25 protein-coding genes are annotated in these 25,974 nt (G+C 53.5%); 17 read left to right on the top strand and 8 right to left on the bottom strand.

The features are described 5' to 3' along the window. Nucleotides 1-5: 5 nt before the first annotated feature. The 13 genes from rseP to tilS all read left to right on the top strand — a co-directional run bounded on the left by rseP (nt 6) and on the right by tilS (nt 17,079). Nucleotides 6-1,358, top strand: a complete 1,353-nt coding sequence (gene rseP / locus B3511_RS14880) for a sigma E protease regulator RseP (RefSeq protein ID WP_040077090.1) — start codon at nt 6-8, stop codon at nt 1,356-1,358. Between the two features lie 31 nt (nt 1,359-1,389). Then, nucleotides 1,390-3,807, top strand: coding sequence for an outer membrane protein assembly factor BamA (gene bamA / locus B3511_RS14875; protein ID WP_040077089.1), 2,418 nt, complete (start codon nt 1,390-1,392; stop codon nt 3,805-3,807). A gap of 118 nt (nt 3,808-3,925) precedes the next feature. Then, nucleotides 3,926-4,420: a molecular chaperone Skp gene (skp, locus tag B3511_RS14870; protein ID WP_286783692.1), complete on the top strand. Its 495-nt coding sequence runs from the start codon at nt 3,926-3,928 to the stop codon at nt 4,418-4,420. A gap of 3 nt (nt 4,421-4,423) precedes the next feature. Further along, on the top strand, nt 4,424-5,449 hold the full coding sequence (lpxD, locus tag B3511_RS14865) for a UDP-3-O-(3-hydroxymyristoyl)glucosamine N-acyltransferase (RefSeq protein ID WP_040077087.1): 1,026 nt from the start codon (nt 4,424-4,426) through the stop codon (nt 5,447-5,449). A 103-nt stretch (nt 5,450-5,552) separates the two neighbouring features. Next, nucleotides 5,553-6,008, top strand: a complete 456-nt coding sequence (gene fabZ, locus B3511_RS14860) for a 3-hydroxyacyl-ACP dehydratase FabZ (RefSeq protein ID WP_007373234.1) — start codon at nt 5,553-5,555, stop codon at nt 6,006-6,008. A gap of 3 nt (nt 6,009-6,011) precedes the next feature. Further along, on the top strand, nt 6,012-6,800 hold the full coding sequence (lpxA, locus tag B3511_RS14855; protein ID WP_286783691.1) for an acyl-ACP--UDP-N-acetylglucosamine O-acyltransferase: 789 nt from the start codon (nt 6,012-6,014) through the stop codon (nt 6,798-6,800). After that, nucleotides 6,800-7,948 carry a lipid-A-disaccharide synthase gene (gene lpxB, locus B3511_RS14850; RefSeq protein ID WP_286783690.1) on the top strand — a complete coding sequence of 383 codons (1,149 nt, stop codon included), beginning with the start codon at nt 6,800-6,802 and terminating at the stop codon, nt 7,946-7,948. Before lpxA ends, lpxB begins: the two co-directional genes overlap by 1 nt. Further along, nucleotides 7,945-8,541: a ribonuclease HII gene (gene rnhB, locus B3511_RS14845; protein ID WP_040077084.1), complete on the top strand. Its 597-nt coding sequence runs from the start codon at nt 7,945-7,947 to the stop codon at nt 8,539-8,541. The genes lpxB and rnhB overlap by 4 nt, the downstream gene beginning before the upstream one ends. A gap of 38 nt (nt 8,542-8,579) precedes the next feature. Beyond that, nucleotides 8,580-12,062 (top strand): DNA polymerase III subunit alpha, encoded by a 3,483-nt coding sequence (gene dnaE / locus B3511_RS14840; protein ID WP_286783689.1) that lies wholly within the window; start codon nt 8,580-8,582, stop codon nt 12,060-12,062. Nucleotides 12,063-12,074: 12 nt separating this feature from the next. Next, nucleotides 12,075-13,034, top strand: coding sequence for an acetyl-CoA carboxylase carboxyl transferase subunit alpha (accA, locus tag B3511_RS14835; RefSeq protein WP_040077082.1), 960 nt, complete (start codon nt 12,075-12,077; stop codon nt 13,032-13,034). Nucleotides 13,035-13,136: 102 nt separating this feature from the next. Next, the gene (locus B3511_RS14830) at nt 13,137-15,275 is read left to right on the top strand and encodes a lysine decarboxylase LdcC (RefSeq protein ID WP_040077081.1); all 2,139 of its coding nucleotides are present in this window, start codon (nt 13,137-13,139) and stop codon (nt 15,273-15,275) included. A gap of 59 nt (nt 15,276-15,334) precedes the next feature. Continuing rightward, nucleotides 15,335-15,724 (top strand): VOC family protein, encoded by a 390-nt coding sequence (locus B3511_RS14825; protein WP_040077080.1) that lies wholly within the window; start codon nt 15,335-15,337, stop codon nt 15,722-15,724. Nucleotides 15,725-15,780: 56 nt separating this feature from the next. Beyond that, entirely contained in the window at nt 15,781-17,079 is a 1,299-nt protein-coding gene (gene tilS, locus B3511_RS14820; RefSeq protein WP_286783688.1) for a tRNA lysidine(34) synthetase TilS, read from the top strand. A 28-nt stretch (nt 17,080-17,107) separates the two neighbouring features. Here the strand turns inward: tilS and rof are convergent, their stop codons facing one another. Both rof and B3511_RS14810 read right to left on the bottom strand, forming a co-directional pair. Continuing rightward, on the bottom strand, nt 17,108-17,368 hold the full coding sequence (gene rof, locus B3511_RS14815) for a Rho-binding antiterminator (protein ID WP_040077077.1): 261 nt from the start codon (nt 17,366-17,368) through the stop codon (nt 17,108-17,110). Continuing rightward, the gene (locus B3511_RS14810; protein ID WP_040077076.1) at nt 17,355-17,555 is read right to left on the bottom strand and encodes a YaeP family protein; all 201 of its coding nucleotides are present in this window, start codon (nt 17,553-17,555) and stop codon (nt 17,355-17,357) included. Before B3511_RS14810 ends, rof begins: the two co-directional genes overlap by 14 nt. Before the next feature lie 198 nt (nt 17,556-17,753). Here B3511_RS14810 and B3511_RS14805 point away from each other — a divergent pair, with 198 nt between their 5' ends. The 3 genes from B3511_RS14805 to nlpE are packed head-to-tail and all read left to right on the top strand — an operon-like array spanning nt 17,754 to nt 19,450. Beyond that, nucleotides 17,754-18,299, top strand: coding sequence for a YaeQ family protein (locus B3511_RS14805; protein ID WP_040077074.1), 546 nt, complete (start codon nt 17,754-17,756; stop codon nt 18,297-18,299). Further along, a complete protein-coding gene (gene arfB, locus B3511_RS14800) occupies nt 18,296-18,718 on the top strand; it encodes an alternative ribosome rescue aminoacyl-tRNA hydrolase ArfB (protein WP_207293032.1) in 423 nt (140 codons plus the stop codon). Before B3511_RS14805 ends, arfB begins: the two co-directional genes overlap by 4 nt. Nucleotides 18,719-18,751: 33 nt before the next feature. Further along, complete coding sequence (gene nlpE, locus B3511_RS14795; RefSeq protein WP_040077072.1) at nt 18,752-19,450, top strand: envelope stress response activation lipoprotein NlpE; 699 nt, start codon at nt 18,752-18,754, stop codon at nt 19,448-19,450. A 37-nt stretch (nt 19,451-19,487) separates the two neighbouring features. Here the strand turns inward: nlpE and proS are convergent, their stop codons facing one another. The 6 genes from proS to metN form a co-directional block, all read right to left on the bottom strand. Next, complete coding sequence (proS, locus tag B3511_RS14790) at nt 19,488-21,206, bottom strand: proline--tRNA ligase (protein ID WP_040077071.1); 1,719 nt, start codon at nt 21,204-21,206, stop codon at nt 19,488-19,490. A 112-nt stretch (nt 21,207-21,318) separates the two neighbouring features. Then, the gene (tsaA, locus tag B3511_RS14785) at nt 21,319-22,026 is read right to left on the bottom strand and encodes a tRNA (N6-threonylcarbamoyladenosine(37)-N6)-methyltransferase TrmO (protein ID WP_207293035.1); all 708 of its coding nucleotides are present in this window, start codon (nt 22,024-22,026) and stop codon (nt 21,319-21,321) included. Next, the gene (rcsF, locus tag B3511_RS14780) at nt 22,023-22,427 is read right to left on the bottom strand and encodes an Rcs stress response system protein RcsF (protein WP_040077069.1); all 405 of its coding nucleotides are present in this window, start codon (nt 22,425-22,427) and stop codon (nt 22,023-22,025) included. The genes tsaA and rcsF overlap by 4 nt, the downstream gene beginning before the upstream one ends. A 107-nt stretch (nt 22,428-22,534) precedes the next feature. After that, the gene (metQ, locus tag B3511_RS14775) at nt 22,535-23,350 is read right to left on the bottom strand and encodes a methionine ABC transporter substrate-binding lipoprotein MetQ (RefSeq protein ID WP_040077068.1); all 816 of its coding nucleotides are present in this window, start codon (nt 23,348-23,350) and stop codon (nt 22,535-22,537) included. 38 nt (nt 23,351-23,388) lie between these two features. Further along, nucleotides 23,389-24,042, bottom strand: coding sequence for a methionine ABC transporter permease MetI (locus B3511_RS14770; protein ID WP_040077067.1), 654 nt, complete (start codon nt 24,040-24,042; stop codon nt 23,389-23,391). Continuing rightward, a complete protein-coding gene (gene metN / locus B3511_RS14765; RefSeq protein WP_040077066.1) occupies nt 24,035-25,066 on the bottom strand; it encodes a methionine ABC transporter ATP-binding protein MetN in 1,032 nt (343 codons plus the stop codon). Before metN ends, B3511_RS14770 begins: the two co-directional genes overlap by 8 nt. Before the next feature lie 188 nt (nt 25,067-25,254). Between metN and gmhB the strand changes: the two genes are divergently transcribed. Continuing rightward, on the top strand, nt 25,255-25,815 hold the full coding sequence (gene gmhB / locus B3511_RS14760; protein WP_286783687.1) for a D-glycero-beta-D-manno-heptose 1,7-bisphosphate 7-phosphatase: 561 nt from the start codon (nt 25,255-25,257) through the stop codon (nt 25,813-25,815). Nucleotides 25,816-25,974 lie beyond the last annotated feature (159 nt).

Here is a 25,974-nt window from a genome sequence, read left to right as displayed (position 1 = left end):
GTTTTATGCTTAGCATTCTCTGGAATCTGGCGGCATTCATCGTTGCACTGGGTGTGTTAATTACCGTGCATGAATTTGGCCATTTCTGGGTTGCTCGGCGCTGTGGCGTGCGGGTAGAGCGTTTCTCTATCGGCTTTGGTAAGGCTCTCTGGCGCCGTACCGATCGCCAGGGAACAGAATTTGTAATCGCCCTTATTCCGCTCGGGGGTTACGTTAAAATGCTTGATGAGCGCGTAGAGCCGGTCGCACCCGAAATGCGCCATTACGCGTTCAATACCAAATCTGTCGGCCAGCGCGCCGCCATCATCGCTGCCGGTCCGGTAGCAAACTTTATCTTCGCCGCTTTCGCCTACTGGCTGGTGTTTATCATCGGTGTCCCTGGTGTTCGTCCGGTTGTTGGTGAAATAACTCCCAACTCCATCGCGGCGAGCGCGCAAATTGCCCCAGGCATGGAACTTAAAGCGATTGATGGTATCGAAACCCCTGATTGGGATGCGGTGCGGTTGCAGCTGGTTGCCAAAATTGGTGATGAGCAGACCACGCTAAGCGTTGCAAACTTTGGCGATAACCAGCGTCAGAATAAGGTTCTGGATTTACGCCACTGGGCATTCGAACCAGATAAAGAAGATCCCGTTGCTGCATTGGGTATCCGTCCGCGCGGTGCGCAGATTGAATCCGTGCTTGCAGAAGTACAGGATGGGTCCGCCGCAAGCAAAGCAGGTTTGCAAGCGGGCGATAGGATCGTTAAAGTCGATGGTCAGCCATTAACGCAGTGGATGACCTTTGTTAATCTGGTGCGCGATAATCCAGGTACGCCGTTGGCGCTGGAGGTTGAAAGGCAGGGGAGTCCGCTCTCCTTAACGCTTATCCCGGATACTAAATCGGGTGGCGGAAAGGCTGAGGGGTTTGCTGGCGTGGTGCCAAAAGTGATCCCGCTGCCTGATGAGTACAAGACAATACGCCAGTATGGGCCGTTCAGCGCCATTCTTGAAGCCACGGATAAAACATGGCAAATGATGAAGCTGACGGTTCAAATGCTGGGGAAATTGATTACTGGTGACGTAAAACTGAACAACCTCAGTGGGCCGATTTCGATCGCTCAGGGGGCTGGGATGTCAGCAGAGTTCGGGGTGATTTACTACCTGATGTTTCTTGCGCTCATTAGCGTGAACCTCGGGATAATCAACCTGTTCCCACTTCCGGTGTTAGACGGGGGGCATCTGCTGTTTTTAGCGATTGAGAAGCTAAAAGGCGGGCCGGTGTCCGAGCGAGTTCAAGACTTTAGTTATCGCATTGGCTCGATTTTGCTGGTGCTGTTAATGGGGCTTGCACTTTTCAATGATTTTTCTCGGTTGTAATAGAGATAGTTAGGAAGAACGCATAATAACGATGGCGATGAAAAAGTTGCTCATAGCGTCGCTGCTGTTTAGCAGCGCCACCGTATACGGTGCTGAAGGGTTCGTAGTGAAGGATATTCATTTCGAAGGTCTTCAGCGTGTCGCCGTTGGTGCGGCCCTCCTCAGTATGCCAGTGCGCCAAGGCGACACGGTTAATGATGAAGACATCAGTAATACCATTCGCGCGTTGTTTGCCACTGGCAACTTCGAGGACGTCCGCGTCCTGCGCGATGGTGATACTTTACTGGTTCAGGTGAAGGAACGCCCGACGATTGCCAGCATCACCTTCTCCGGCAACAAGTCGGTGAAAGACGATATGCTCAAGCAGAACCTTGAAGCGTCTGGCGTGCGTGTCGGTGAATCCCTGGACCGAACTACCCTCTCTGATATCGAAAAAGGGCTGGAAGATTTCTACTACAGCGTGGGTAAATACAGCGCGAGCGTAAAAGCCGTTGTGACCCCGCTGCCGCGTAACCGCGTTGACCTGAAGCTCGTCTTCCAGGAAGGGGTGTCCGCGAAAATCCAGCAGATCAACATCGTGGGCAACCATGCGTTCAGCACCGATGAACTGATCTCCACTTTCCAGCTGCGCGACGAAGTGCCGTGGTGGAACGTGGTAGGCGATCGCAAATACCAGAAACAGAAACTGGCGGGCGACCTTGAAACCCTGCGTAGTTACTATCTGGACCGCGGCTATGCCCGTTTCAATATCGACTCGACGCAAGTGAGTCTGACTCCGGACAAGAAAGGCATCTACATTACCGTTAACATTACTGAAGGCGATAAATATACGCTTTCTGGTGTTGAAGTGAGCGGTAACCTCGCCGGCCATTCTGCTGAGATCGAGAGCCTGACCAAACTGCAGCCGGGTGAACTGTATAGCGGTGCGAAAGTCACCAAAATGGAAGACGGCATTAAAAAGCTGCTCGGCCGTTATGGTTACGCTTACCCACGCGTTCAGACCCAGCCAGAAATCAACGACACGGATAAAACCGTTAAGCTGCACGTGAATGTCGATGCAGGTAACCGTTTCTACGTGCGTAAGATCCGTTTTGAAGGGAACGACACCTCCAAAGATGCCGTTCTGCGTCGCGAAATGCGTCAGATGGAAGGGGCCTGGCTTGGCAGCGATTTGGTTGACCAGGGTAAAGAGCGTCTGAACCGTCTGGGCTACTTTGAAACGGTCGATACCGATACCCAACGCGTGCCTGGCCGTCCGGATCAGGTCGACGTGGTTTATAAGGTTAAAGAGCGTAACACCGGTAGCTTCAACTTCGGTGTTGGCTACGGTACTGAAAGTGGCGTGAGCTTCCAGGTGGGCGTTCAGCAGGATAACTGGCTGGGCACGGGTTATTCCGTCGGTATCAACGGTACCAAGAATGACTATCAGACCTACTCAGAGTTCTCCGTCACTAACCCGTACTTCACCGTTGACGGTGTGAGTCTCGGTGGTCGTATTTTCTATAACGACTTTAAAGCTGACGATGCCGATCTGTCCTCCTATACCAACAAAAGTTATGGTCTGGATGGAACACTTGGCTTCCCGATTAACGAATACAACACCCTGCGTGCAGGTTTAGGTTACGTACATAACGACCTGTCCAACATGCAGCCGCAGGTGGCGATGTGGCGTTATCTGGACTCTATCGGACAGTCTGCAAGCACTTCCAGCGATGACAATGGCTTTGCTGCGGATGACTTCACCTTCAACTACGGGTGGACATATAACCGCCTTGACCGTGGTTTCTTCCCGACGGAAGGTTCACGTGTCAACCTGAACGGTAAAGTAACTATCCCAGGTTCCGATAACGAGTTCTACAAAGTAACGCTGGATACCGCGTCCTACTTCCCAATCGACGACGATCATAAATGGGTTGTCCTGGGTCGTACCCGCTGGGGTTACGGTGATGGTTTGAGTGGCAAAGAGCTGCCATTCTACGAAAACTTCTATGCAGGTGGTTCCAGCACCGTACGTGGCTTCCAGTCCAATAACATTGGTCCGAAAGCGGTCTACTACGGCGGTAATGACGAAGATAACTGCGCGAAGAGCTCCTCAAGCGAAGTCTGTAGTTCCGATGACGCAGTGGGCGGTAACGCAATGGCTGTCGCCAGCCTGGAGTTCATCACACCGACGCCGTTTATCAGCGACAAGTATGCTAACTCCGTACGTACTTCCTTCTTCTGGGATGCGGGTACCGTATGGGATACCAACTGGGATAACACGGCTCAGATGCGTGCGGCAGGTGTTCCAGACTATAGCGATCCAGGCAACATTCGCATGTCTGCAGGTATCGCATTACAATGGATGTCACCGCTGGGGCCGTTGGTCTTCTCCTACGCCCAGCCGTTTAAGAAATACGATGGAGACAAAGCGGAACAATTCCAGTTTAACATTGGTAAAACCTGGTAATTATCCGCAGCAAAGGAATGTGATGGCAGTGTAGCGCTGACAACTGGCGATCGCATGATCGCCTTGCCACGCAAAGAACGGTACCTTCGGGTGCCAATGGGATGGTAAGGAGTTAATTGTGAAAAAGTGGTTATTAGCTGCAGGCCTCGGTTTAGCGATGGCTACCTCTGCTCAGGCAGCGGACAAAATTGCAATCGTGAACATGGGTAACCTGTTCCAGCAGGTTGCGCAGAAAACCGGTGTTTCTGCAACACTGGAGAACGAGTTCAAAGGCCGTGCTGGCGAACTTCAGCGCATGGAAAACGATCTGCAATCTAAAATGCAGCGTCTGCAGCGTGATGGTTCTACCATGAAAGCAAGCGAGCGCAGCAAGATGGAGAAAGACGTAATGGCTCAGCGCCAGACCTTCTCTCAGAAAGCACAGGCTTTCGAGCAAGATCGTCAACGTCGCTCTAACGAAGAACGTGGCAAACTGGTTACCCGTATCCAGTCAGCTGTGAAAAGCGTTGCTGCCGATCAGAGCATCGATCTGGTTGTAGATGCTAACGCCGTTGCCTTCAACAGCAGCGATGTAAAAGACATCACCGCTGATGTACTGAAACAGGTTAAATAAGTAATGCCTTCAATTCGACTGGCTGATTTAGCTCAGCAGTTGGATGCAGAATTACACGGTGATGGCGATATCGTCATCACCGCTGTTGCGTCCATGCAATCCGCTAAAGCAGGCAATATCACTTTCATGGTAAGTCCTAAATACCGTGAACATCTGGCTCAATGCCAGGCGTCTGCTGTCGTGCTGACGATGGACGATCTGCCTTTTGCCTCCGGAAGCGCGCTGGTAGTAAAAAACCCTTACCTGACGTATGCCCGTATGGCACAAATTCTTGATACCACGCCGCAGCCAGCGCATAACATCGCACCCAGTGCGGTGATTGACCCGACGGCGCAGCTGGGTAATAACGTTTCTATCGGCCCGAATGCGGTTATTGAATCAGACGTTGTGCTGGGCGATAACGTGGTCATCGGCGCGGGTTGCTTCGTAGGTAAAAAAACCAAAATTGGCGCAGGTTCTCGCTTGTGGGCCAACGTCTCGGTTTACCACGAGATTGAAATTGGCGAAAACTGCCTGATCCAGTCCAGCACCGTTATCGGTTCGGATGGGTTCGGTTATGCCAACGATCGCGGCAACTGGGTGAAGATCCCGCAGTTGGGGCGCGTGATCATCGGCGATCGCGTTGAAATCGGCGCATGCACCACAATCGACCGTGGCGCGCTGGATGACACGATAATCGGTAATGGTGTTATCATCGATAATCAATGCCAGATTGCACATAATGTAGTGATTGGCGACAATACTGCCGTTGCTGGTGGCGTGATTATGGCTGGCAGCCTGAAGATTGGCCGTTACTGTATGATTGGCGGTGCCAGCGTCATTAACGGGCATATGGAAATATGCGACAAAGTGACGGTGACCGGGATGGGTATGGTTATGCGTCCTATCACCGAGCCGGGCGTATATTCCTCGGGCATTCCGCTGCAACCTAATAAGGTGTGGCGTAAAACAGCTGCTCTGGTGATGAATATTGATGATATGAGCAAGCGCCTCAAGGCTATTGAGCGCAAATTCGATCAACAAGACTAAGCGTTCATTCATGTAACGCAAACTTCCCGGCCTGTCGGCTTTCTTTTAAACCGGCAGGCCGTGTTATTATTGCTATTCAGAATTTTTAGACAGGAAGAGTATTTTGACTACTGACACTCATACTCTGCATATTGAAGAGATTTTAGAGCTTCTGCCTCACCGCTACCCGTTCTTACTGGTAGATCGTGTGCTGGATTTTGAAGAAGGTCGTTTTCTGCGCGCAGTGAAAAATGTCTCCGTAAATGAGCCATTCTTCCAGGGGCATTTCCCTGGTAAGCCTATCTTCCCGGGTGTATTAATCCTGGAAGCAATGGCTCAGGCAACCGGTATTCTGGCGTTTAAAAGCGTGGGTAAACTGGAGCCGGGTGAATTGTATTACTTCGCTGGTATCGATGAAGCGCGCTTTAAGCGCCCAGTCGTACCAGGTGATCAGATGATCATGGAAGTGACTTTTGAGAAAACGCGTCGCGGCCTGACTCGCTTCAAAGGTGTTGCTCTGGTTGACGGCAAAGTTGTTTGCGAAGCTACCATGATGTGTGCGCGTAGCCGGGAGGCCTGATACGTGATTGATAAATCCGCCTTTATTCATCCAACCGCCATTGTGGAAGAGGGTGCCGTTATTGGTGCCAATGTCCATATTGGCCCGTTCTGTATTGTTGGACCCCATGTCGAAATTGGTGAGGGTACCGTACTGAAATCTCACATTGTCGTTAATGGTCATACGATCATTGGACGCGATAATGAGATTTATCAGTTCGCCTCCATCGGTGAAGCTAATCAGGATCTTAAATATGCTGGTGAGCCGACCCGTGTGGAAATCGGCGATCGTAACCGCATTCGCGAAAGCGTCACCATTCATCGTGGCACAACTCAGGGTGGTGGATTGACGAAGGTGGGCAGCGATAACCTCTTTATGGTCAATGCGCATATTGCGCACGATTGTACGGTAGGCAACCGCTGCATCCTCGCCAACAATGCAACGCTGGCGGGACACGTATCGGTTGACGATTTCGCAATCATTGGTGGTATGACCGCAGTCCATCAGTTCTGCATCATTGGTGCACACGTGATGGTCGGCGGCTGCTCCGGTGTGGCGCAAGATGTCCCGCCGTATGTGATTGCGCAGGGCAACCACGCAACGCCGTTTGGCGTCAATATCGAAGGTCTGAAGCGTCGTGGCTTTACGCGCGAAGCCATTACCGCGATCCGCAATGCGTACAAAATTATGTACCGTAGCGGTAAAACGCTGGAAGAGGCTAAGCCGGAAGTTTCTGCCCTGGCGGAACAGTACCCTGAGGTGAAGGCGTTCACCGAGTTCTTTGAACGCTCAACCCGCGGCCTGATTCGTTAATGGTTGATAACCGCCCGCTTACGATAGCCCTGGTCGCCGGAGAAACCTCCGGCGATATTCTTGGTGCCGGCCTTATTCGCGCGCTCAAAGCCCGCGTACCCAACGCCCGCTTTGTGGGGGTGGCTGGTCCGCTGATGCAGGCCGAAGGCTGTGAAGCTTGGTACGAAATGGAAGAGCTCGCGGTGATGGGCATTGTTGAAGTGCTGGGTCGCCTGCGTCGTCTGCTGCACATTCGTGCCGATCTTACCCGTCGTTTTACCGAACTCAAGCCCGATGTGTTTGTCGGTATCGACGCGCCCGATTTCAATATTACCCTTGAAGGGAATTTGAAAAAGAAGGGCATTAAAACCATTCATTATGTCAGTCCGTCCGTCTGGGCGTGGCGACAGAAACGCGTTTTCAAAATAGGCAGATCGACCAATCTGGTACTGGCCTTCCTGCCTTTCGAAAAAGCGTTTTACGACAAATTCAATGTTCCGTGTCGCTTTATCGGCCACACCATGGCCGATGCCATGCCGTTGGATCCTGATAAAAACGCAGCACGTGATGTATTAGGTATTCCACACGACGTACACTGCCTGGCTCTGCTGCCCGGCAGTCGTGGTGCGGAAGTGGAGATGCTCAGCGCCGATTTCCTGAAAACGGCGCAGATCCTCCGCCAAACCTACCCCGATCTGGAAGTGGTCGTGCCGCTGGTCAATGCGAAACGGCGCGAGCAATTTGAACGCATCAAAGCGGAAGTTGCGCCAGAACTGCATGTCCGCCTGCTGGACGGTAAAGGGCGGGAAGCAATGGTGGCAAGCGATGCCGCGCTGCTCGCTTCAGGAACGGCAGCGCTGGAGTGCATGCTGGCCAAATGCCCGATGGTGGTCGGCTATCGCATGAAGCCGTTCACCTTCTGGCTGGCGAAACGTCTGGTGAAGACGGACTATGTTTCGTTGCCAAACCTGCTTGCCAGGCGCGAGCTGGTTAAAGAGTTGCTGCAGGATGAGTGTCAACCGCAGCAGCTTGCCGAGGCGCTACTGCCGTTGCTGGCCAATGGCAAAACCAGTCATGAGATGCACGATACCTTCCGCGAACTGCATCAGCAGATCCGCTGTAATGCCGATGAGCAAGCGGCAGATGCGGTGCTGGAGTTAGCAAAATGATGGAATTTATCTATCCACACACGCACCTGGTGGCGGGTGTGGATGAAGTCGGTCGTGGGCCGCTGGTAGGGGCGGTGGTGACTGCTGCCGTTATTCTCGATCCGGCTCGCCCCATCGTCGGGCTAAACGATTCAAAAAAGCTCTCAGAAAAACGTCGCCTGGCGTTATACGATGAGATCAAAGAGAAGGCGCTGGCCTGGAGCCTCGGGCGCGCAGAACCGCATGAAATTGACGAGCTGAATATTCTCCATGCCACCATGCTGGCGATGCAGCGCGCGGTGGCGGGGCTGGCAATTGTGCCGGAATATGTGCTGGTTGATGGTAATCGCTGTCCGGCATTGCCAATGCCCTCCCTGGCGGTGGTGAAAGGCGACAGCCGTGTCGCAGAAATCAGTGCGGCCTCCATTCTTGCTAAGGTCACTCGCGATGCCGAGATGGCCGCGCTGGATCTCACATTTCCCCAGTACGGCTTCGGCCAGCACAAGGGGTATCCTACCGCTTTCCATCTGGAAAGGCTGGCAGAACATGGCGCAACGGAACATCACCGCCGCAGTTTTGGGCCGGTGAAACGCGCGATGGGACAGGTGTCCTGAATCAAGACGCAAGCAATTAAGTAACGCGGAATCTGAAGATGGCTGAACCACGTTTCGTACACCTGCGGGTGCACAGCGACTACTCCATGATTGATGGGCTGGCGAAAACCGGGCCGCTGGTAAAAAAGGCGGCTGCACTCGGCATGCCTGCGCTGGCGATCACTGATTTTACTAACCTGTGTGGTCTGGTGAAGTTCTACGGGGCAGCGCACGGCGCCGGGATGAAACCGATCATCGGGGCGGATTTCCACGTTCAGAGCGAACTGCTCGCTGATGAGATGACCCAAATCTCCGTCCTGGCGATGAACAATACCGGTTATCAGAACCTGACGTTGTTAATTTCCCGTGCCTATCAGCGAGGCTACGGCGCGCTGGGCCCCTGGATCGACAGAGAGTGGCTGGCCGAACTGAATGAAGGGCTACTGCTGATCTCCGGCGGACGCATGGGTGACTTAGGTAAATGCCTGATGCGTGGTAACAGCGCGCTGGTCGAGCAGTGTGTCGACTTTTATCAGACGCATTTCCCGGACCGTTTTTACCTGGAGCTGATTCGTACCGGTCGCCCTGATGAAGAGAGCTACCTTCATGCGGCAGTTGCGCTTGCTGAAGCGCACGGTTTGCCGGTGGTCGCAACCAATGACGTTCGCTTTATTAACGCTGACGACTTTGATGCGCATGAAATTCGCGTCGCCATTCATGACGGTTTTACGCTCGACGATCCCAAGCGCCCGCGCAACTACTCTGCGCAACAGTACATGCGCAGCGAAGAGGAGATGTGTGAACTCTTCTCTGATATCCCCGAAGCGCTAGAAAACAGCGTTGAGATTGCAAAACGTTGTAACGTCACGGTACGCCTGGGCGAGTATTTCCTGCCGCAGTTCCCGACCGGGGATATGACCACCGAAGATTTCCTGGTCATGAAATCGAAAGAGGGGCTGGAAGAGCGTCTCGAATTCCTCTTCCCCGATCCGGCGGTTCGGGCAGAAAAGCGTCCTGAATATGACGAACGCCTGGATATCGAGCTCCACGTTATCAACCAGATGGGCTTCCCTGGGTACTTCCTTATCGTAATGGAATTTATCCAGTGGTCGAAGGATAACGGCGTGCCGGTTGGGCCGGGCCGTGGCTCTGGTGCGGGCTCATTAGTCGCCTACGCGCTAAAAATTACCGATCTCGACCCGCTGGAATTTGACCTGCTGTTCGAACGTTTCCTTAACCCGGAACGTGTCTCGATGCCTGACTTCGACGTCGATTTCTGCATGGAGAAGCGCGACCAGGTCATTGAACACGTTGCGGATATGTATGGCCGTGATGCGGTATCCCAGATCATTACCTTCGGTACCATGGCGGCGAAAGCGGTTATCCGCGACGTTGGCCGCGTGCTGGGGCACCCTTATGGCTTCGTCGACCGCATCTCAAAACTGGTGCCGCCTGATCCCGGTATGACCCTGGCGAAAGCCTTTGAAGCCGAGCCGCAGCTGCCGGAAATTTACGAGGCCGACGAAGAGGTTAAAGCGCTGATCGACATGGCGCGTAAGCTTGAAGGCGTAACACGTAACGCCGGTAAGCACGCCGGTGGCGTGGTTATCGCACCAACTAAAATTACCGATTTTGCGCCGCTGTATTGCGATGAAACGGGCTCACACCCGGTCACGCAGTTCGATAAGAATGACGTAGAATACGCGGGCCTGGTGAAGTTTGACTTCCTGGGTTTGCGAACGCTCACTATCATCGACTGGGCGTTGAAAATGATCAACCCACGTCGGGCAAAGCAGGGACTGGAGCCGATTGACATCGCCGCCATCCCGCTCGACGACAAGAAAAGTTTCGATATGCTGCAGCGCTCGGAGACTACAGCGGTCTTCCAGCTTGAATCCCGCGGGATGAAAGATCTGATCAAACGTCTGCAGCCTGACTGCTTCGAAGATATGATCGCACTGGTGGCCCTGTTCCGTCCGGGGCCGCTACAGTCCGGCATGGTAGATAACTTTATTGACCGTAAACACGGCCGTGAAGAGCTCTCGTATCCGGACGTCCAGTGGCAGCATGAGAGCCTGAAGCCAGTACTGGAGCCGACCTACGGCATCATCCTGTATCAGGAACAGGTGATGCAGATAGCCCAGGTTCTGTCCGGGTACACCCTCGGCGGCGCGGACATGCTGCGTCGTGCGATGGGTAAGAAAAAGCCGGAAGAGATGGCCAAGCAACGTTCTATCTTTGAGGACGGCGCGAAAAAGAACGGCATCGACGGCGAACTGGCGATGAAAATCTTCGACCTGGTAGAGAAATTCGCCGGTTATGGATTTAACAAATCGCACTCTGCCGCCTATGCTTTGGTCTCGTATCAAACGCTGTGGCTAAAGGCGCACTATCCCGCTGAGTTTATGGCTGCGGTCATGACGGCCGATATGGACAACACCGAGAAGGTGGTTGGCCTGGTAGACGAATGCTGGCGTATGGGGTTAAAAATCCTGCCGCCGGATATCAACTCGGGCCTGTACCATTTCCACGTTAATGACGACGGGGAGATAGTGTACGGCATTGGCGCGATCAAAGGGGTAGGTGAAGGTCCTATCGAAGCGATCATCGACGCCCGCAACGAGGGCGGTTATTTCCGCGAGTTGTTTGATCTGTGCGCCCGAACTGATACGAAAAAGCTTAACCGTCGCGTGCTTGAAAAATTGATCATGTCCGGCGCGTTTGACAGACTGGGGCCGCACCGCGCCGCACTGATGAACTCGCTAGGCGATGCCCTGAAGGCCGCCGATCAGCATGCAAAAGCGGAAGCTATTGGCCAGGCAGATATGTTCGGCGTGCTGGCCGAAGAGCCAGAACAGATTGAGCAGTCTTACGCCAACTGCCAGCCGTGGCCAGAGCAGGTGGTGCTGGATGGGGAACGTGAAACGTTAGGCTTGTACCTGACGGGGCACCCGATCAACCAGTACATTAAAGAAATTGAGCGCTATGTCGGAGGCTACCGCCTGAAAGACATGCATCCGACAGAACGTGGTAAAATTACCACGGCTGCGGGGCTCGTGATTGCTGCAAGGGTAATGGTCACCAAGCGCGGCAATCGTATTGGCATCTGTACGCTGGATGACCGTTCCGGGCGACTGGAGGTGATGTTATTCACCGACGCGCTGGATAAATACCAGCAATTGCTGGAAAAAGACCGCATACTTATCGTCAGCGGACAGGTCAGCTTTGATGACTTCAGTGGGGGGCTTAAAATGACCGCCCGCGAAGTGATGGACATTGACGAAGCCCGGGAAAAATATGCTCGCGGGCTTGCTATCTCGCTGACGGACAGGCAAATTGATGACCAGCTTTTAAACCGACTCCGTCAGTCTCTGGAACCCCACCGCTCGGGGACAATTCCAGTACATCTCTACTATCAGAGGGCGGATGCGCGCGCACGACTGCGCTTTGGCGCAACGTGGCGTGTCTCTCCGAGCGATCGTTTATTAAACGATCTCCGCGGCCTCATTGGTTCGGAGCAGGTGGAACTAGAGTTTGACTAATACAGGAATACTATGAGTCTGAATTTCCTTGATTTCGAACAGCCGATTGCAGAGCTGGAAGCGAAAATCGATTCTCTGACCGCTGTTAGCCGTCAGGATGAAAAACTGGATATTAACATCGACGAAGAAGTGCATCGTCTGCGTGAAAAAAGCGTAGAACTGACGCGCAAAATCTTTGCCGATCTCGGCGCATGGCAGGTTGCCCAGCTGGCACGCCATCCTCAGCGTCCGTACACCCTGGATTATCTCCGCCTGGCGTTTGATGAGTTTGACGAGCTGGCAGGCGATCGCGCCTACGCGGACGATAAAGCCATTGTGGGCGGTATCGCACGTCTCGACGGTCGCCCGGTGATGATCATTGGTCATCAGAAAGGCCGTGAAACGAAAGAGAAGATCCGTCGTAACTTCGGTATGCCTGCACCAGAAGGCTACCGTAAAGCTCTGCGTCTGATGGAGATGGCTGAGCGTTTCAACATGCCCATCATCACCTTTATCGACACCCCGGGCGCGTATCCGGGTGTGGGCGCAGAAGAGCGCGGCCAGTCTGAAGCCATTGCCCGCAACCTGCGTGAAATGTCTCGCCTGAACGTGCCGGTTATCTGCACCGTTATCGGTGAAGGTGGCTCCGGCGGTGCGCTGGCGATTGGTGTGGGTGATAAAGTGAATATGCTGCAGTACAGCACCTATTCCGTTATCTCACCAGAAGGTTGCGCCTCTATTCTGTGGAAGAGCGCTGATAAGGCGCCGCTGGCGGCAGAAGCGATGGGTATTATCGCCCCGCGTCTGAAAGAGCTGAAGCTGATCGACACCGTGATCCCGGAGCCGCTGGGTGGCGCGCACCGCAATCCGGAAGCAATGGCCGCATCGTTGAAAGCACAGCTGCTGGCCGATCTGGCCGATCTCGATGTGCTGAGCAAAGAAGACCTGCTCAACCGTCGTTATCAGCGACTGATGAGCTACGGTTACGCCTAAGGCGTTTCATTAATCCTAAAAGCCGCACAATGTTGCGGCTTTTTTTATGTCTGCGGTCTACCCTGGCTATCCTTAGTGGATGTTTTTTCAAGGAGGTAGACCATGAATATCATTGCCATCATGGGGCCGCACGGCGTCTTTTATAAAGATGAACCCATCAAGGAGCTGGAAAACGCGTTACAAAAACGCGGATATCAACTTATCTGGCCGCAAAACAGCGCCGACCTGCTGAAGTTTATCGAGCACAATCCGCGGATTTGCGGCGTGATTTTCGACTGGGACGAGTACGACCTGGAACTGTGCAGTGATATCAATCAGCTCAATGAATACCTGCCGCTGTATGCTTTTATCAATACACACTCGACGATGGATGTTAGCGCACACGATATGCGTATGGCGCTGTGGTTTTTCGAATACGCGCTGGGCGTGGCCGACGACATCGCGACACGCATTCAGCAATACACCGAAGAATACCTCGATAATATCACCCCGCCGTTTACCCGCGCGCTTTTCACCTACGTCAAAGAGGGTAAATACACCTTCTGTACGCCTGGCCACATGGCCGGAACGGCATATCAGAAAAGCCCTGTCGGCTGTCTGTTCTATGATTTTTTCGGCGGCAATACACTGAAAGCCGACGTATCGATTTCGGTCACCGAGCTGGGATCCTTACTGGACCATACCGGACCGCACCTGGAGGCGGAGGAGTACATCGCCCGCACCTTTGGCGCTGAGCAGAGCTATATGGTGACCAACGGCACCTCTACCTCGAACAAGATCGTAGGGATGTATGCCGCACCGGCAGGCAGCACCTTGTTGATTGACCGTAACTGTCATAAATCGCTGGCGCATCTGTTGATGATGAGCGACGTGGTGCCGTTATGGCTCACCCCCACCCGCAATGCGCTGGGGATCCTGGGCGGGATCCCGAGACGGGAATTTACCCACGCGGCAATCGAACGCAAAGTGGCGAATGTCGTGCAGGCCAGTTGGCCGGTCCATGCGGTGATCACCAACTCCACTTATGATGGGCTGCTTTACAATACCAACTGGGTAAAACAGACGCTGGATGTCCCCTCGATTCATTTTGACTCAGCCTGGGTACCCTATACCAATTTTCACCCTATCTATGCGGGTAAGAGCGGTATGAGCGGTGAACGCATGCCGGGCAAAGTCTTCTATGAAACCCAGTCGACGCACAAAATGTTGGCCGCGTTTTCGCAGGCATCGCTCATTCATATCAAAGGTGAGTATGACGAAGAGACCTTTAATGAAGCCTTCATGATGCATACCACCACCTCACCAAGCTATCCGCTGGTGGCCTCTATCGAAACGGCTGCCGCCATGCTACGGGGTAACCCGGGAAAACGGCTGATCAACCGTTCGGTAGAGCGCGCGCTGCACTTCCGTAAAGAGGTGCAGCGGCTGAGGGAAGAGGCAGATGGCTGGTTCTTTGATATCTGGCAGCCTGAGGAGATCGACGAAGCGGAGTGTTGGCCGATCGCCCCGGGTGAAAACTGGCACGGATTCCGCGACGCCGACGACGACCATATGTTCCTCGATCCGGTTAAAGTCACCATCCTGACTCCCGGCATGGATGAGCAGGGCATCATGAGCGATACCGGTATTCCGGCGGCGCTGGTAGCGAAATTCCTTGATGAACGCGGCGTCGTGGTTGAAAAAACCGGTCCTTACAATCTGCTGTTCTTGTTCAGTATCGGGATCGATAAGACCCGGGCGATGGGGCTTTTACGTGGGTTGATGGAGTTTAAGCGCGCTTACGATCTTAATTTGCGGGTGAAGAATATGCTGCCGGATCTGTATGCCGAAGATCCGGATTTCTATCGGAATATGCGTATCCAGGATCTGGCGCAGGGGATCCACAAACTGATCCGCCAGCACGATCTGCCGCGTCTGATGTTGCAGGCGTTCGACGTATTGCCGGAGATGAAACTCACGCCGCATCACGCCTGGCAGCGGCAGGTGAAAGGTGAGGTTGAAACGGTTGAGCTGGAGAATCTGATCGGCCGGATCTCGGCAAATATGATCCTGCCTTATCCGCCTGGCGTACCGCTATTGATGCCCGGCGAAATGATTACCGAACAGAGCCGGCCAGTTCTCGATTTCCTGCTGATGCTCTGTTCTATTGGACGCCACTACCCCGGCTTCGACACCGACATTCACGGCGCAAAACGTGATGAAAACGGCGTCTACAGGGTACGAGTCTTAAAAACGCCTTGACCCCTTGCCTGGCAAGGAGTTTCAGTTATAACGTGCAGGCACAACAACAAGGAGACGCTATGCTGGGTTTAAAACAGGTTCATCATATTGCCATCATTGCTTCTGACTACGCGGTCAGTAAGGCATTTTACTGCGATACGCTCGGATTCACGCTGCAGAGCGAGGCTTATCGTGAAGAGCGCGACTCGTGGAAAGGTGACCTGGCGCTAAACGGCCAGTATGTGATTGAACTGTTTTCGTTCCCGTTCCCGCCCGCGCGCCCGTCACGTCCAGAAGCCTGCGGTTTGCGCCATCTGGCCTTCAGTGTCGATAACATTGACCAGGCCGTCGCGCATCTGGAAGCGAAGGGGGTGAAGTGTGAAGCCATACGTGTCGATCCCTTCACCGATAAGCGCTTTACCTTCTTCAACGATCCGGATGGCTTGCCGCTGGAGCTCTATCAGCAGTAACGCTTGCCTCCGCACGCTTTGCCCGGTAACGTGCCGGGCAAACCATCATTCAGATAATGACTATGACCATTCCCGCCCTTGAACAAGCCGTTTTTCCGTTCCGCCGATTGCTGGTGGGATTCAGCGGTGGGCTGGACTCGACGGTGCTACTGCATCGGCTGATGCTCTGGCGCGAACAAGAGCCCGACGTCGAACTGCGCGCCATCCATATTCACCACGGGCTGAGTTCGCACGCCGATAGCTGGGTGACGCACTGCGAAGTGCTCTGCCGGGCGTGGAACATTCCTTTGCGCGTTGAACGTGTCACGCTGCAGGATGAAGGGCTGGGAACCGAAGCGCAGGCGCGTAAGGCGCGCTATGCTGCCTTTAAATGCGCTCTGCTGCCGGGGGAGGCGCTGGTCACTGCGCAGCATCTGGACGATCAGTGCGAAACATTCTTGCTGGCGCTGAAACGCGGCAGCGGCCCGGCGGGGTTATCTGCCATGCCCGAACGGGCGCGTTTTGCCGATACTTTTCAGTTGCGTCCGCTGCTTGGGGAGCCCCGCGCTTCGTTGCTAAGCTGGGCGCAACAGCACGATCTGCGCTGGATAGATGACGAAAGCAATCAGGACGATGCTTACGACCGTAACTTCCTGCGTTTGCGGGTCGTACCGCAACTCATGCAGCGTTGGCCACACTTTGCCGAGGCGACCGCGCGCAGTGCGGCGCTGTGTGCTGAGCAGGAACAACTGCTTGATGAGTTGCTGGCCGACGATTTGGCAACAGTGACAGATGACGCGGGCGGGATGCAGATAATCCCGCTCCTGACGATGAGCGCCGTGCGCCGGGCCGCGTTAATACGGCGTTGGCTGGCGGCAAACGGCGCGCTAATGCCGTCCCGTGCGATGGTGAATCGTATCTGGGACGAGGTAGTGCAGGCCAGAGAAGATGCCAGCCCGGTACTGAAACTGGCGGGTGGAGAAATTCGACGATTTCGCCAGGCGCTCTGGTGGGTACGACCACAGCCATCGCTGGCGCAAGAGGTCATTCCCTGGCTGGAACTGAACGCCCCGCTGTTGCTGCCGAAGGGCTGGGGAACGGTATCATTGAGCCCCTGTGGCAATATTCGCCCGCCGCGCAAGGACGAGCCGGTATCGGTGCGTTTTAAAGCCAGTGGAACGGTACACATCGTGGGGCGCAACGGCGGACGGAAGATTAAAAAAATCTGGCAAGAACTCAATGTCCCGCCATGGCTTCGCGATGCGACGCCGCTTCTCTTTTATGGCGAAACGCTGATTGCTGCAGCCGGGCAATTCGTGACGCGCGAAGGGGAAGCAGAGGTAGGAAAAGGTTTACAACTAAAGTGGGAAAGATAACGGGCAGGGGACTGCCCGTTATGAGGCATCAGGACTCGCTCACCACGACGGTGCCGATTTCTGGATGGCTGAAGCTGGCAATTTTATCGAGACGGAGCTCGCGCGTTGCGCCGCCATCTTCCACCACCAGGTACTCAACGTTTTTACGCGAAACCAGATCGTTGGCTTTAGCCTTCAAAACTTCGCCATCTTTAAGCGTCAGCGTCAGCAATAGATGATGCTGGCAGGCGAGTTCCAGATTGTCATAGTCATCACAGTTGATGGGTTGATAGATTTCATTCATTGACATAATCGCTCACCAGTAAATTCGCAGCGGCATACGCCGCCTTTTCTCTGACCGATTCTGAAAGCGTGTCGTCCGACGCGATGTCATTCAGAACTTTCAACACACAGCCCAACGCATCCGGGATATACCCCAGGTCTCCGCTGGCGATTTCCGCATACCGTTTGCGGATCAGCTCACAATAATTATTCACATCCCCTCCTGCCAGCGCGCTGACGTTACTGTGAGATAACACTAAGCCTACGAAGATTAGCTCTGTTTAGCAAGGTGACTATACCATACTCATTTAAGCAATATCAGCAGGTTGCCAGGTGGAGCTTTTAAGCGCCATTAACAGCCATTTGACCATTATTTCGCTACAATGCGAACCTGATTAGAAAGGAGTTCGCCCATGGCGCTTAAAGCGACAATTTATAAAGCGATGGTCAATGTAGCTGACCTTGATCGTAACCAGTTTCTCGATGCCACCCTGACGCTGGCGCGTCACCCTTCTGAAACTCAGGAGCGCCTGATGCTGCGCCTGCTGGCATGGATCAAACATGCGCATGAGCGTTTGCAGTTCACCCGTGGCCTGAGTGCAGAGGAGGAGCCGGATGCCTGGCTGCGCAATGACCATTTGGGGATCGATTTGTGGATTGAAATGGGGCTTCCAGACGAGCGCCGGATTAAGAAAGCCTGCACCCAGGCAGCAGAAGTGGCGTTATTTGCCTATAACAGCCGTGCCGCAGAGATTTGGTGGCAGCAGAATAAAAGTAAATGTGCACAATACAGCAATCTCTCCGTCTGGTACCTGGACGATGAGCAACTGGCGCAGCTTAGCGCCTTTGCAGAGCGCACCATGAACTTACAGGCGACGATTCAGGACGGTGCCATCTGGCTGTCAGATAACCAGAATAATCTTGAAATTCATCTGACTGCGTGGCAGCAGCGCTCATGATTGTCATCTCGCGCAATGTCTCGCTGGCGGATAGCGAGGTGGAAATCACTGCGATCCGTGCTCAGGGGGCCGGTGGGCAGCATGTGAACAAGGCTTCTACGGCAATTCATCTGCGCTTTGACATTCGGGCCTCCAGCCTGCCAGAGTATTATAAGGAGCGGTTACTTGCCGCCAGCCATCATCTGTTAACCAGCGATGGCATGATCGTGATAAAGGCTCAAGAGTATCGTAGCCAGGAGTTAAACCGTGAAGCGGCACTTTCGCGGCTGGTGGCGGTCATACAGGAATTAACGACCGAGCAGAAAAGCCGAAGAGCCACCCGGCCGACGCGTGCGTCGAAAGAGCGTCGCTTGTCTGCAAAATCGCAAAAATCGACCGTTAAATCTTTGCGCGGTAAAATTCGTCGACCCCAGGAGTAGGGCGTGACACACATATTTCAGAAGGAAAGTAGCGTGAAAACAGCGATTTTTTCAGTGATGGCCGCAAGCACACTGTTTGTATTACTGGGCTGTAACCACCGTTCGGAAACGCAGACGCTTCAGCCTACGCAATCTGAAGCGCTGGCCCCCATGCAGCAAAGCTGGCGCGGCGTGTTGCCATGTGCCGATTGCGAAGGCATTGAAACCTCGTTGTTCCTTGAAAAAGATGGTACCTGGGTAATGAACCAGCGCTATCAGGGCGCTAAAGAACCTGCCACATTCGCCAGTTACGGCAACTGGGCGCGTACCGCAGAGAAGCTGGTGCTGACCGATAATGAAGGGGAAAAGCACTACTTCCGGGCTAAAGGCGAAGGGCTGGAAATGCTCGATACCGAGGGAAACCCCATTGAATCGCAATTTAACTATACGCTTCAGCCAGTAAAAGCGGCGCTGCCGACGACACCGATGGCGATGCGCGGCATGTATTTCTATATGGCGGATGCGGCGATCTTTACGGACTGCGCCACCGGTAAGAAGGTGAGCGTGGCCAATAACGCACAACTGGAACGGGATTACGCCGCGGCACGCGGAGGCGATACCAAGCCGGTGCTGCTGACGGTAGACGGTCACTTCACGCTGGAAGCGAACCCGGATAGCGGTGAGAGCGTGAAAACGCTGGTGGCGGATCGCAACGCCAGGTTTGAGCAGGGTAAAGACTGCAACAGCCAATAACAGCGATAAAAAACCCCGCCGCGGCGGGGTTTTTTAATTAGCCTTTGATGGCTTTAACAAGGTAATCCACAACGTCACCGGTCTTAATCATCTGCTTCTCGCCGTTGCGACGATATTTGTATTCGATATCATCGTTGTCGAGGTTACGGTCACCAATAACGATGGTGTGCGGGATACCGATCAATTCCATATCGGCAAACATTACGCCCGGACGCTCTTTACGGTCGTCCATCAGCACTTCAATGCCCTGCGCGCGCAGTTCGTTATAGAATTTTTCAGCCAGCTCCTGCACACGGTAGGATTTGTGCATGTTCATCGGCAAAATCGCAACCTGGAATGGCGCGATATTATCCGGCCAGACAATACCGCGGTCATCGTAATTCTGCTCAATAGCAGCGGCAACCACACGGGTGACACCGATGCCATAGCAGCCCATCGTCAGGATCTGGTTACGACCATCTTCACCCTGCACAGCCGCGTTCATCGCCTGAGAGTACTTGTTACCCAACTGGAAGATGTGACCCACTTCGATGCCGCGCTTAATCATCAGTGTGCCTTGACCATCCGGGCTCGGATCGCCGGCAACCACGTTACGGATATCTGCCACTTCTGGCGTGGCGACGTCGCGATCCCAGTTGATGCCGAAGTAGTGTTTGCCATCAATGTTGGCACCCGCAGAGAAATCGCTCATCGCGGCAACGGTACGGTCGATAACGACCGGGATAGGCATGTTCACCGGGCCAAGAGAGCCAGGACCCGCGTTAACAACCGCGCGGATTTCTGCTTCGGTAGCGAAGGTCAGCGGGCTGGCAACCTGCGGCAGCTTTTCTGCCTTCACTTCATTCAGTTCGTGATCGCCACGTACCAGCAGAGCGACCAGCGGGTAGGCACTGTCTTCTACCGCTTTGACCAGCAGAGTTTTTACCGTCTTCTCGATGGGCAGGTTGTATTGCTCAACCAGTTCGGCGATGGTTTTTGCGTTCGGGGTATCAACCAGGGTCATCTCTTCGGTTGCGGCGGCGCGTGGCGCTTTTGGAGCCAGGGCTTCTGCAAACTCGATGTTAGCGGCGTAATCAGAGGAGTCAGAGAAGATTACATCGTCTTCACCGCTCTGCGCCAGAACCTGGAACTCGTGGGATGCGCTACCGCCGATAGAGCCGGTATCAGCCTGGACAGCACGGAAATCCAGACCCATGCGGGAGAAGATTTTGCTGTAAGCCTCATACATTTTGTCGTAGGTCTCCTGCAGAGACTCCTGAGAGGTATGGAAAGAGTAAGCATCTTTCATCAGGAATTCGCGGGAGCGCATGACGCCAAAACGTGGACGCACTTCGTCACGGAACTTGGTCTGGATCTGGAAGAAGTTCAGCGGCAACTGCTTGTAAGAGCTCAGCTCGTTGCGGATCAGATCGGTAATGACCTCTTCATGCGTTGGACCGAGAACAAACGGACGATCGCCGCGATCGGCAATACGCAGCAGTTCAGGACCGTACTGTTCCCAGCGACCACTCTCCTGCCACAGTTCAGAGGGCTGAACCACAGGCATTAACACCTCGATTGCACCGGCGTTGTTCATCTCTTCACGCACGATGTTTTCGACTTTTTTCAGGACGCGCACGCCGGTCGGCAGCCAGGTATATAACCCGGAGGCCAGCTTGCGGATCATCCCGGCGCGAAGCATCAGCTGGTGGCTGATCACTTCGGCGTCGGCAGGTGTCTCCTTCAGAGTGGAGAGCAGATATTGGCTAGTACGCATGTTGTTACGGTTCCATTTCGACTATTGGAACAGGCTGAAACGCCAGCCTGACACAAAAAAAGTGGTTTAGTTTACCAGTGTGGCAAAGATGCCAAAAGAGAGGACAATAAAATTACTGCGGCTCAAGCGCAAACACTTCGAAGCCTGAGTCCGTTACGCGCCAGCGGACGTTAAAATCAAGCAACCAGACGGCATACGCTTTCCCGGCGTCTTCCTCTTTACGATAGGCGGGGCGAGGATCCTGCGCCAGCACATCGACGATAAACTCACGCAGACGTGGGTAGCGTTTTTCAAGGTGAACCAGTTCGGCAGCCAGCGCGTCGGTAAAGTAAACCGGCATATCGGCCTGTGGCGCCTGTTGGGCATAGCTGGCGCGGGCATCGGGCAGGGCTTCGGCAAACGGCAGATAAGGTTTGATATCGACGACGGGGGTGCCATCCACCAGGTCCAGCCCGCCGAGCTCCAGAATGACCTGATCCTTCTGGCAGCGAATGCCGTTTAGTTCGACGAGCGACATCCCCACCGGGTTAGGGCGGAAAGTAGAACGCGTGGCAAACACCCCCATTCTGGCGTTGCCGCCAAGCCGGGGAGGGCGTACCGTTGGGCGCCAGCCGCCTTCCATCGTTTGATGGAAGATAAACAGCACCCAGAGATGGCTAAAAGCTTCCAGTCCGCGCACAGCATCAGCCTGGTTATACGGAGCGATTAAGTGAAGTTCACCGCCACCGCTTTTCACCAGCCCTGGCTGACGAGGTACGGCAAACTTCTCTTTATAGGGTGAGCGGATAACACCTATCTGCTCGAACTGGAATGTACTCATTTCGCCGAAACGTTAAGGGCAGAACCTACGCACACAGCCTGACGATAACAACCCGGCGTACCGCTGGTTACTTCGCAGCTGTGCAGCAGCACGGCGTTCGCTTTCATTTTGGAGGCGTTGATCTGCATACGCTTACGCGCCGTTGGGATGTTTGGTGGGGAGTCCTGATTTGTTGCCTGACAGGAGTCGCCTGAAACTTCACCCAGATCGCGGAACGGTTTGCCAATCAGAGCTTCCGCGTTGGTGTAAATGCGTACCGGCGCAGCGCGTGGCGCTTTCGGTTTTGCTGGCTCCGCTTTTGGCGGGGTTGCAGTGCTTTGAACAGGTTCAACAGGAGATCTGCTTAGCATAGAACATCCGCTCAGCATCAATGCTAAGAGACAGATCGGTAAAGCACGCATATTCTTTCCTCAATGAATAATCAAAACGTCAGTTATTGAATCAGTTGCCCGCATAAATGACAAGACGGGCTTTCGCCCGTCCTGAATGATATTACACAAAGAGAAGATTACCAGCCTTTAACTGCACCACCGTTAAAGACTTTGTTCGCCTCTTCGTAAACTTCATCAGACTGGTAAGCCTGAACGAACTTCTTCACGTTCTCTGCGTCTTTGTTGTCTTCACGAGTCACGATCAGGTTCACATAAGGGGAGTCTTTATCTTCTACGAAGATACCGTCTTTCGCCGGCGTCAGGCCGATCTGGCTAGCATAGGTGGTATTGATAACGGCCAGCGCGATCTGTGCATCGTCCAGAGAGCGTGGCAGCTGTGGCGCTTCCAGCTCAACAATTTTCAGATTTTTTGGATTTTCGGTCACGTCCAGAACGGTCGGCAGCAGGCCAACACCGTCTTTCAGTTTGATCAAACCCTGTTTCTGCAGCAGCAGTAAAGAGCGGCCCAGGTTGGTTGGGTCATTTGGTACCGCGACCTGAGAGCCATCCTGCAGTTCGTCCAGAGATTTAATTTTCTTAGAGTAACCGGCAATCGGATAAACGAAGGTGTTACCCGCTGGAACCAGTTTATAACCGCGATCTTTGATCTGCTGATCCAGATACGGTTTGTGCTGGAAGGCGTTGGCATCGATATCGCCTTTGCTCAGCGCTTCGTTAGGCAGTACGTAATCATTGAATGTAACCAGCTCGACGTCCAGGCCATACTTCTCTTTAGCGACTTTCACTGCTGTTTCAGCAACCTGCTGTTCTGCACCTACGATAACGCCCACTTTGATGTGGTTCGGGTCTTTCTCGTCCTGACCGCAACCCACCAGTGCCAGAGAGCCGATCAGCGCGCCTACCGCTGCAAAGGTCTTAAATTTAAACGTCATGATATTTCCTTAATTCGTCGTGTTTATAATGTTTAACGTTATTTGTGCGTCACAGTACGAACGATGCGATCGCCCGAGAACTGAATGAGATAGACCAGTACTACCAGCAATACCAGAACGGTGTTCATTACGGTAGCGTTATAACCAATATAACCGTACTGGTAACCAATCTGACCCAGACCGCCAGCGCCGACGGCACCGCCCATCGCGGAATAACCGACCAGGGTAATCAGGGTGATGGTTGCGGCATTCACCAGTCCGGGCAGCGCTTCAGGCAGCAGCACTTTGCGTACGATCTGCATCGGCGTGGCGCCCATTGCGCGGGAGGCTTCAATCAAACCGGTCGGGATTTCCAGCAGGGCGTTTTCCACCATACGGGCAATAAAGGGGGCAGCCCCAACGGTCAGCGGAACAATAGCGGCCTGTAAGCCGATAGACGTCCCGACGATAACGCGAGTAAAGGGAATCATCCACACCAGCAGGATAATAAAAGGAATGGAACGGAAGATATTCACCACGGCGGAAAGAGCGCGGTAGAGCTTTGCGTTCTCAACAATTTGGCCCGGGCGCGTAACGTACAGCAGCACGCCAACCGGCAGACCAATCACAAAGCCGAAAAAGCCGGATACAAAGGTCATTGCCAGCGTTTCCCATACGCCGCGAACCAGCAGCCACATCATCGGTTCAGACATAACCCAGTACCTCTACTTTTACATGGTGTTCTTGCAGCCAGGCAATGGCCGCTTGCGTCTCTTCTTGCGTGCCGTGCATCTCGGTCAACATAATGCCGAACTTCACGCCGCCGGCATAATCCATCTGCGCGCTAATAATGTTGTTATTTACATTGAAACGACGCGCCGTTTCCGACAGCAGCGGCGCATCGACGGACTGGCCGGTAAATTCCATACGCAGCATCGGCACACTACTGGCTTCAGGCTGCGCTTTTAAACGTTCAAGATAATCTTCCGGAATATCCAGATGCAGCGTGGACTGAATAAACTGCTGTGCCAACGGCGTTTTCGGATGCGAGAAGACTTCACTGACGGTGTCCTGCTCGATCAGTTCACCATTACTGATAACGGCGACACAGTCGCAGATACGTTTAACGACATCCATCTCGTGCGTAATAAGAAGAATGGTCAGTCCCAGGCGACGGTTAATATCTTTCAGTAATTCCAGGATAGAGCGTGTTGTTGCCGGGTCGAGCGCACTGGTGGCTTCATCGCATAACAGCACCTTTGGGTTGCTTGCCAGCGCTCGGGCAATTGCGACACGCTGCTTTTGACCGCCGGACAGGTTGGCGGGATAGCTATCATGCTTATCACCCAAACCGACAAGGTCCAGCAGTTCAGTAACGCGACGTTTGATCTCATCTTTAGACGTGTTATCCAGTTCTAAAGGCAGCGCAACGTTTCCAAAAACGGTGCGGGAAGCCAGCAAGTTAAAATGCTGGAAGATCATGCCAATCTGACGGCGTGCTTTGGTTAATTCTGATTCAGAGAGTTTGGTCAACTCCTGACCGCCAACCTGGACGCTGCCTTCGGTTGGACGCTCAAGCAGGTTGACGCAACGAATCAGCGTACTTTTACCTGCGCCAGAGGCGCCAATAACGCCATAAATCTGTCCAGCCGGAACGTGCAGGCTAACGTTGTTCAGCGCCTGAATCGTTCGGGTTCCTTGCTGGAACACTTTAGTAATGTTTGAAAGTTTGATCATTAGACTTTTTTAATCATATGTGAGTTTGCCGTGGCATTTTCTTCTGCCTGATACGGGTGTTAACCGTCAACGAAATGGATGTTAAGGCATCCAGACGTCTAAATCAATGTAACTCTGTTCGATGAGCACTTTCTTGTCTCCGGATTCATGAGATACTAAGCGTACATGCCTTTTTCAGGAGCAAAGCGGTGGCAAAATCAGTACCAGCAATTTTTCTCGATCGTGACGGCACTATTAATGTCGATCACGGTTACGTACATGAGATCGATGAATTCGAATTTATCGAAGGCGTCATTGATGCCATGCGCGAACTTAAAGAGATGGGTTATGCGCTGGTGGTCGTGACCAACCAGTCTGGGATCGCGCGTGGCAAATTTACCGAGGCGCAGTTTGAGACATTAACTGAGTGGATGGACTGGTCTCTGGCCGATCGCGGTGTTGATCTGGACGGTATCTATTTCTGTCCTCACCACCCTCAAGGAACCGTTGAAGAGTTTCGTCAGACTTGTGACTGCCGTAAGCCGCATCCGGGAATGCTGCTTTCAGCGCAAGAGTTCCTGAACATCGATATGGCTTCTTCTTATATGGTGGGCGATAGACTGGAAGATATGCAGGCAGCTGCAGCGGCGGGTGTAGGTAATAAAGTGCTGGTACGTACCGGTAAACCTGTGACGCCAGAAGCAGAGAATGCTGCAGACTGGGTGATTAATAGCCTTGCGGAGCTGCCTCAGGCCATTAAAAAGCGCTAAAAACGGTCGTTTTGGTGAAAAGGTGAGCGGTTGAAATAAAATTGTATTTTTCCGCTTGTCATTCCTCGGGAGCACCCTATAATGCGCCTCCAGCGACACGGCTGATCTGAATCAATTCACACAAACAGCCGGTTCGGTTGAAGAGAAAAAATCCTGAAA

Source organism: Leclercia sp. UBA1284 (assembly GCF_002308415.1).
Lineage (GTDB): Bacteria > Pseudomonadota > Gammaproteobacteria > Enterobacterales > Enterobacteriaceae > Enterobacter > Enterobacter pneumoniae.
This window is presented reverse-complemented; position numbering and strand designations above follow the sequence as displayed.

What these genes read in the sequence shown, in the direction of transcription:
- rseP (WP_040077090.1), top strand. Translation starts at nt 6, where the DNA reads ATGCTTAGCATTCTCTGGAATCTGGCGGCATTCATCGTTGCACTGGGT.
- bamA (WP_040077089.1), top strand. Translation starts at nt 1,390, where the DNA reads ATGGCGATGAAAAAGTTGCTCATAGCGTCGCTGCTGTTTAGCAGCGCC.
- lpxD (WP_040077087.1), top strand. Translation starts at nt 4,424, where the DNA reads ATGCCTTCAATTCGACTGGCTGATTTAGCTCAGCAGTTGGATGCAGAA.
- lpxB (WP_286783690.1), top strand. Translation starts at nt 6,800, where the DNA reads ATGGTTGATAACCGCCCGCTTACGATAGCCCTGGTCGCCGGAGAAACC.
- rnhB (WP_040077084.1), top strand. Translation starts at nt 7,945, where the DNA reads ATGATGGAATTTATCTATCCACACACGCACCTGGTGGCGGGTGTGGAT.
- dnaE (WP_286783689.1), top strand. Translation starts at nt 8,580, where the DNA reads ATGGCTGAACCACGTTTCGTACACCTGCGGGTGCACAGCGACTACTCC.
- accA (WP_040077082.1), top strand. Translation starts at nt 12,075, where the DNA reads ATGAGTCTGAATTTCCTTGATTTCGAACAGCCGATTGCAGAGCTGGAA.
- B3511_RS14830 (WP_040077081.1), top strand. Translation starts at nt 13,137, where the DNA reads ATGAATATCATTGCCATCATGGGGCCGCACGGCGTCTTTTATAAAGAT.
- B3511_RS14825 (WP_040077080.1), top strand. Translation starts at nt 15,335, where the DNA reads ATGCTGGGTTTAAAACAGGTTCATCATATTGCCATCATTGCTTCTGAC.
- tilS (WP_286783688.1), top strand. Translation starts at nt 15,781, where the DNA reads ATGACTATGACCATTCCCGCCCTTGAACAAGCCGTTTTTCCGTTCCGC.
- rof (WP_040077077.1), bottom strand. Translation starts at nt 17,368, where the DNA reads ATGTCAATGAATGAAATCTATCAACCCATCAACTGTGATGACTATGAC.
- B3511_RS14805 (WP_040077074.1), top strand. Translation starts at nt 17,754, where the DNA reads ATGGCGCTTAAAGCGACAATTTATAAAGCGATGGTCAATGTAGCTGAC.
- arfB (WP_207293032.1), top strand. Translation starts at nt 18,296, where the DNA reads ATGATTGTCATCTCGCGCAATGTCTCGCTGGCGGATAGCGAGGTGGAA.
- proS (WP_040077071.1), bottom strand. Translation starts at nt 21,206, where the DNA reads ATGCGTACTAGCCAATATCTGCTCTCCACTCTGAAGGAGACACCTGCC.
- tsaA (WP_207293035.1), bottom strand. Translation starts at nt 22,026, where the DNA reads ATGAGTACATTCCAGTTCGAGCAGATAGGTGTTATCCGCTCACCCTAT.
- rcsF (WP_040077069.1), bottom strand. Translation starts at nt 22,427, where the DNA reads ATGCGTGCTTTACCGATCTGTCTCTTAGCATTGATGCTGAGCGGATGT.
- metQ (WP_040077068.1), bottom strand. Translation starts at nt 23,350, where the DNA reads ATGACGTTTAAATTTAAGACCTTTGCAGCGGTAGGCGCGCTGATCGGC.
- B3511_RS14770 (WP_040077067.1), bottom strand. Translation starts at nt 24,042, where the DNA reads ATGTCTGAACCGATGATGTGGCTGCTGGTTCGCGGCGTATGGGAAACG.
- metN (WP_040077066.1), bottom strand. Translation starts at nt 25,066, where the DNA reads ATGATCAAACTTTCAAACATTACTAAAGTGTTCCAGCAAGGAACCCGA.